The sequence below is a fragment of the Paenibacillus zanthoxyli JH29 genome (genome assembly GCF_000520715.1).
Lineage (GTDB): Bacteria > Bacillota > Bacilli > Paenibacillales > Paenibacillaceae > Paenibacillus_AQ > Paenibacillus_AQ zanthoxyli.
Genome location: NZ_ASSD01000375.1, coordinates 1 through 6,328 on the forward strand (window position 1 = coordinate 1; position 6,328 = coordinate 6,328).

General features: G+C 52.3%; 3 protein-coding genes and 1 pseudogene. All 4 read left to right on the forward strand.

What is annotated here, in order from left to right; genetic code table 11:
* Positions 1-419: 419 nt before the first annotated feature.
* A pseudogene (locus L691_RS0113855) lies at positions 420-952 on the forward strand (glycoside hydrolase family 36 N-terminal domain-containing protein); the annotation flags it as partial.
* 141 nt (positions 953-1,093) lie between these two features.
* Positions 1,094-1,594, forward strand: coding sequence for an AAA family ATPase (locus L691_RS33565; RefSeq protein ID WP_232229184.1), 501 nt, complete (start codon positions 1,094-1,096; stop codon positions 1,592-1,594).
* A gap of 45 nt (positions 1,595-1,639) precedes the next feature.
* A complete protein-coding gene (locus L691_RS0113865) occupies positions 1,640-2,278 on the forward strand; it encodes a hypothetical protein (protein ID WP_232229182.1) in 639 nt (212 codons plus the stop codon).
* Between the two features lie 306 nt (positions 2,279-2,584).
* Positions 2,585-6,328, forward strand: a 3,744-nt coding sequence (locus L691_RS0113870; RefSeq protein WP_232229183.1) for a bifunctional 2',3'-cyclic-nucleotide 2'-phosphodiesterase/3'-nucleotidase, incomplete at its 3' end; no start/stop codon positions are given.

Below are 6,328 nucleotides of genomic sequence, written 5' to 3' on the forward strand. Positions count from 1 at the left end.
TGTTATTCCTTATTTTGGGTAATCAACAGGCGTGAAGTCAAGGAGTATTATCGTTATCTCCTGCAAACTCCAGCACTATTTCCTTGCCTGCGCCATTATAAATTCTATACTTTATTTATATGACCATGGAGTCGCTGAAAAGCGGCTCTTTTTGTGCAGGGCTGAACATTCGACGATTCTGTATCTGTTCATGCAGCGCTGGTTCATCTCAGGTCTTGCCTCGGGAGCAGTGAAGAGATAGGATAAGATATGATAAAAATCACTCCTCGCAAAATGCAGCATCAGCTCCGATACTTACTTAGGCACTTTGCGGGGACCCCGGAAATAAACGGTAAATATTATAGGGAGGCTGTGCTGTGTCCATTCACTATGACGAAACGCTGAAAACATTTCATTTGCAGACCCCGGGCTCAAGCTATGTGCTGCAAATCATCCGGGACGGCCACCTGTCGCATCGCTACTGGGGAGCGAGGGTTGAAGCGTTTGGCGACAGTAATCCGCTCGTCTATTTGGAACGTCCGCTGTCGCCGAACCCTTACCCGCATGAAAAAACGAGCGGATTCTCCCTGGATACGCTGCCCCGGGAATATCCGGGGTACGGCACCTCGGATTTCCGGGAGCCGGCCTTTCGATTCGAATGTGAAGACGGTTCGGCCATCGTTGATTTGAGATATCATTCACACAGGATTTTCTCTGGCAAGCCCGTGCTAGAAGGACTGCCGCAACCTATGCGGAGAGCGATGACGAAGCGGAGACGCTGGAGCTGGAGCTGCGGGATGATCTCACCGGGCTGCGGTCGCTGCTATTGTACACGGTCTTCAAGCAGCATGACGCCATTGCTCGCTCGGTCCGCTTCGTCAATGACGGCGGCGGCAGGCTAAAGCTGCTGCGGGCCATGAGCGCGAGCGTGGATTTCGGCGATGCGGATTACCGCATGCTCCATTTGTCAGGCGGCTGGGCCAATGAGCGGAATGTGCTGTCAAGACCGCTGTACAAAGGCTGGCAGTCGGTGTGGGATAAATCTTATGCGGACTCTCTTATGCGGGACTTCGAACTGCCGTACAAGCGGCTGGTGAATAAGCTTTCCCGGGGCATGCTATCAAGTCTAGGCATAATTGTAGGACTGGCGAGCAGGGCTTCGCTCACTATTTTTGACGAGCCATATCTTGGTCTGGATGCAGTGGCCCGCGAGCTGTTCTATGACCGGCTGCTTCAGGATTATGCAGAGAAGCCCCGGACCATTATAATGTCTACCCATCTGGTTGACGAGGTAAGCCGCATTCTTGAACATATTCTGCTGATCGACAAGGGCAGACTCGTGCTGGACACGGACGCGGACAGCCTGCGTGGCAGCGCATACACGGTGATGGGACCGGCCGCTTCTGTGGAGACCTTCGTGCAGGGCCGCAATATTATGAGCCGGGAGACGCTCGGCGGTTATCTCAAAATATCTGTGCATGAGCTGCTGGACACCGGAGCACAGCGCCGCGCCCAAGAACTGGGACTTGAGCTGTCGTCCGTGTCCCTGCAGCAGCTTCTTGTCCACCTTACCGGCGGGAAGAAACCGATTGTGAGAGAGGAAGAGGCCATATGAATCGAATTCAAGCGGTCTGGCGGCTTCAGGCAAAGGATCTGAGAGGTGGCTGTTGCGCCCGTGGCGATCGTTCTGTCCATTTTACTCGTTCATTCAGTCATTCTGACCGTTGGCAGCAGCGAAGGCGAGCAATTTAACGGTTCGATTGTAACGCTGTATATTTACTCATTTGTGTTCAGTATTCTACTGGTAGGGCAGACTCTCCCGTTTGCCGTAGGTATGAACGTGCGGCGCGGGGACTATTTTATGGGGACAGCAATCTTTGTGGGGGTTATCAGCGTGTTGTCGGCACTCGCGCAAACGTTTTTTGCCTTTGTGGAAAAAGAGTGGGCCAACTATTGGGGCAGCAGACTCCACTTCTTTCATTTTCCCTACCTGAGTGATGGAAACGTGCTGAAGCAATTCATTGTAATCCTGCTCACGTTGCTCATGTTTAATGTTTGGGGATTTTTCCTCGGCTCGCTGCACTGCCGCTTTCGTGCTCGGGGAGTGATGATATTCTTTGCGGCTTTGCTAGTTATAATCGGGGTGTTCTTCTCTCTTCCCGGCTGGTATCCGCGGTTAGACGCGGTAGGGGATTGGCTGTATGTCCGAACGGCCTTCGAACTGGCGTTGTGGCAGATACCAGTCATTATACTGCTCGGCGCTGCTTCCCGGGTTCTGCTTCGGAAGGCGGAGGTGTAAGAGCTGAGGAATCTCCTACAGCAGCTTTGAGAACTGCAATACGCGATAATTATTATAAATAGCCGGCAAAATATAAATCTTAAGCCTCTTGGTCCCGAAGAATGGGGAAGAGGCTTTTTGTGTTTTAACTCTATGAATATTTATGAACTTTTTGTTAAATCCAATCATGAAATCGTTATCAGTTTACAGTTGATGTGAGAAATTTTACATAAAAAATACGTGGAGTTTATATTTTCCTGCTAGATTAGAATTTTTTTCTGTGATAAGATATCGCGGAGGTAGATTAATTGATAGGAGGATTAGTAGATGATGTGGAAGAAACGATGGAACAAGCCTCTCGCTTCCGTACTGGCAACGGCCGTACTCTCGGCTCAGGTGCTTGGCGGATTCGTTGCTGGGGCGTTTTGGAATGCGGACAAGGCGGAGGCTGCGGATGCGGGGGGCTCTTCACTGCCTTTAATTGACCTTCGGTTAATAAGTACGACGGACGTGCATACGAATGTATATGGCTGGGATTATTTCAAGAATGCGCCGTCCTCTTCAGTCGGGCTTGCGCGGACAGCGACCTTGATCCATACTGCGAGAAGCGAGCAGCCGAACAACCTGCTGCTTGACAACGGGGACTTGATCCAGGGAACGCCGCTCGGTACATATGAGGCGAAGATTGAGCCTGTGACCCAGGCGGTCTACGACTCCAAGCCCCATCCGATGATGGCGGCCCTGAATACCCTGCATTACGATGCGGCAACTTTCGGCAACCATGAATTCAACTACGGTCTGGAATTCCTGGATCGAGTGGTTAACGGAAGCGCCACAGACAGTGTACACACCAAAGCTAATTTTCCTTATATCAATGCGAATATTTATAAGCCGGACGGCGTAACGAACTATTTTAAACCTTATGAGATGATCACCAAGACGGTAAAAGACACCAATGGGCAAGACCAAACGATTAAAGTCGGCCTTCTCGGTCTGGTAACCCCCCAGATTACGGAGTGGGACAAAGCCAATCTGGAAGGCAAGGTTATAACCAAAGGAATTGTTGAAACCGCAGAAAAGTTTGTTCCTGAAATGAGAGCGGCCGGGGCTGACGTTATTGTGGTGATGGCGCACACCGGTTTCGATGCTGCAGCGGCGGGGCCAAACGCCGAAAATGCCATCAGCGAGCTGAGTCAGGTTCCAGGCATTGACGCGATTACCTTCTCTCACACCCACAAGGTATTCCCGACGAATTGGGATACTACGAAGCTGGATGCATCTTTTATAGATCCGGCAACGAAGCAGCCTTACAGCTATATTGACAATGTGAACGGCCATATCCACGGCGTTCCGGCTGTACAGGCCGGTTATGGCGGAGGCTATTTGGGCCTTATTGATCTCAAAATCACTAAAGATGGCAGCGGAAAATGGGTGGTTGACAAGACGGCTTCCAAAGCTTCGACCCGTTCGGCTGCTGGAGCCGCGGAAGATCCGGCCATTCTGGATGCGGTGGGGGCCGACCATCAGGCTACAATTGATTACACTGGCATACCGCTCGGCACGACGACGGCTCCGATGAACAGTTATTTTGCCCTGGTACAGGACGATCCGACCGTTCAGATTGTGACCTATGCCCAAAAACATTATGCGGAAAATGAAATTGCCACCAATCCTGCGCTGGCGGAGTATAGAGGGCTGCCGATTCTCAGCGTGGGTGCTCCTTTCAAGGCGGGCCGCAACGGCCCTGGAGAATATACAAGCATTGACGCCGGACCGCTGACGATCCGCAGCGCGAGCGATCTGTATCTGTACGACAACACGCTGAAAGTGATCAAGGTTAAAGGTTCTGTCGTCAAGGAATGGCTGGAAATGAGCGCAGGCGTGTTCAACCGCATCAAACCCGGCATTTCCACGCCGCAGTCCCTGTTGAATCCGAAGTTTGCCGTATTCAACTTCGACGTGATTGACGGTATAAAGTACAAAATCGATGTAACCAAGAACGCAAAATACAAAACGGACGGCACGATCAACGACGCGTCTTCGAGCCGTATAACGGAAGTGACGTATAACAATGCGCCGCTTGATCCGAATATGGATTTCATCGTCGTTACGAACAACTACCGCGCGAGCGGCGGGGGCAACTTCCCGGGCGTCAAAGGCTCCACGATGATCATGGACACCCAAACCGAGAACCGCCAGGTTCTGATGGATTATATCAAAGAGTCCGGCACGATTGACCCGACCGCCGACAACAACTGGTCCCTGGCTCCGATCAAGGGCAATGTAAATGTTACCTTTACATCCTCCCCTGACGCGAAAAATGTTCTTCCTGGCAACATCAAGGATACCGGGGCGACAGATGCTAAGGGATTTGAGGTTTACAGCCTGAACCTGAAAGAAACGCTTCCCGCTCCTACTCAAGATGTTGAAGTTCACTTGATCGGCATCAACGACTTCCACGGCCAGCTTGACACCACTTCCGTTGTCAACGGCAAGAATGCAGGAACGGCTGCGGTTCTCGCGACTTACCTGAAGCAAGCTCGCGCGAAATATGAGAACTCCATTCTCTTTCATAACGGGGACTCCGTTGGCGCATCGGCTCCGGTATCCTCGCTTGAGCGCGACGAGCCGACCATTGAATGGATGAACCTGATGGGATTCGATGTCGGTTCCTTGGGCAATCATGAGTTTGACCAAGGCGTCGAGGCGCTGAAGACGCAGCTCTTCGGCGGAGCGGACCCTAAGAACAACAAAGTTGTTCACGCGGGTACGGATTTTGATTATGTCAATGCCAATGCAGTAGACAGCAAGACAGGCACACCGATTATCAATCCTTACGTCATCAAGGAAATTGGCGGCGTGAAGATCGGCTTTATCGGTGTGGTGACCAAGGCAACGCCAAGCAAGGTTTCCCCAGCAGGCACAGCGGGCGTCCGCTTCCTGTCTCCTGAAGAAGAAGTACAGGCTATCGAGAAGTACGCCGCCGAGCTTCAAGGCAAAGGCGTTCAAACGATCGTTGTGCTGGCGCATGATCCGGCGTCTACCAAAGGCGAGGCCACAACGGGCGAAGCCGCCGATCTGGCAAGTGCGCTTCCGGCTAACTCGCCAGTTGACGTTATCGTTGCCGGTGATAACCACGCGTTTGCAAACGGCGTCGTTAACGGCAAGCTGGTTGTCCAGGCTTATTCTTACGGAACAGCATTTGAGGACATTAAGCTGGTTATTGATCACACTACAGGCGATGTCAAGACGAAATCCGCTGCCGTCACCACCACCTTCCAAGATGGGGTGACACCAGATGCGGCAACGGTTGACCTTGTTAACAAGTATCTGAATCTGCATCCGGAGCTGACCAAGCCGGTAGGTACGACGGACGGTACGATTACCCGCACTGACGCCTACAATAATGAATCGGCCCTTGGCAACCTGATTGCCGACGCTATGATCAATGCGGATTTCGGCGATGGCAAAAAAGCGGACTTTGCCTTCATGAATCCAGGCGGTATTCGTGCAGACCTTCCGAACGGAAATGTCTCCTTCGGCGATCTGGCCAAAATCCAGCCGTTCGGCAACACACTGGTGAAGCTGACGCTCACCGGAGCACAAATCAAGACTCTGCTGCTGCAGCAATGGGGCGTGAAAGCGGACGGATCGCCAGACACCAAAACGCTGCAAATTTCCGGTCTGAAATACACGGCTAACCTGTATCTGCCGGTAGCAAATCGCATTGCCAGTCTCACCAAGACGGACGGAACACCGATTGACCCGAATCAAACGTATACGGCTGTCGTCAACAACTTCATGGCGGCAGGCGGAGACAACTACAAAGTTCTGACCGAAGCCAGCGCTTCCGTACCCGGGCCAATCGACCTGGATGTATTCTATGATTACGTCGTGAAGACGTTCAAAGGCGGTCCGATCATATCCAAAATTGAAGGACGCATTACCAACAATCTGAGCCCGGCAGTAGTTTCGGAACCGGGAACGTCAACACCGAAGCCGACTCCTAGTCCGTCCGCATCCCCAGCGCCTTCGGCTACCCCGGCTCCAAGCACGGCACCGGCTCCTGCC

Coding starts and splice junctions, on each gene's coding strand:
- L691_RS33565 (WP_232229184.1), top strand. CDS start 1,094: ATGCTATCAAGTCTAGGCATAATTGTAGGACTGGCGAGCAGGGCTTCG.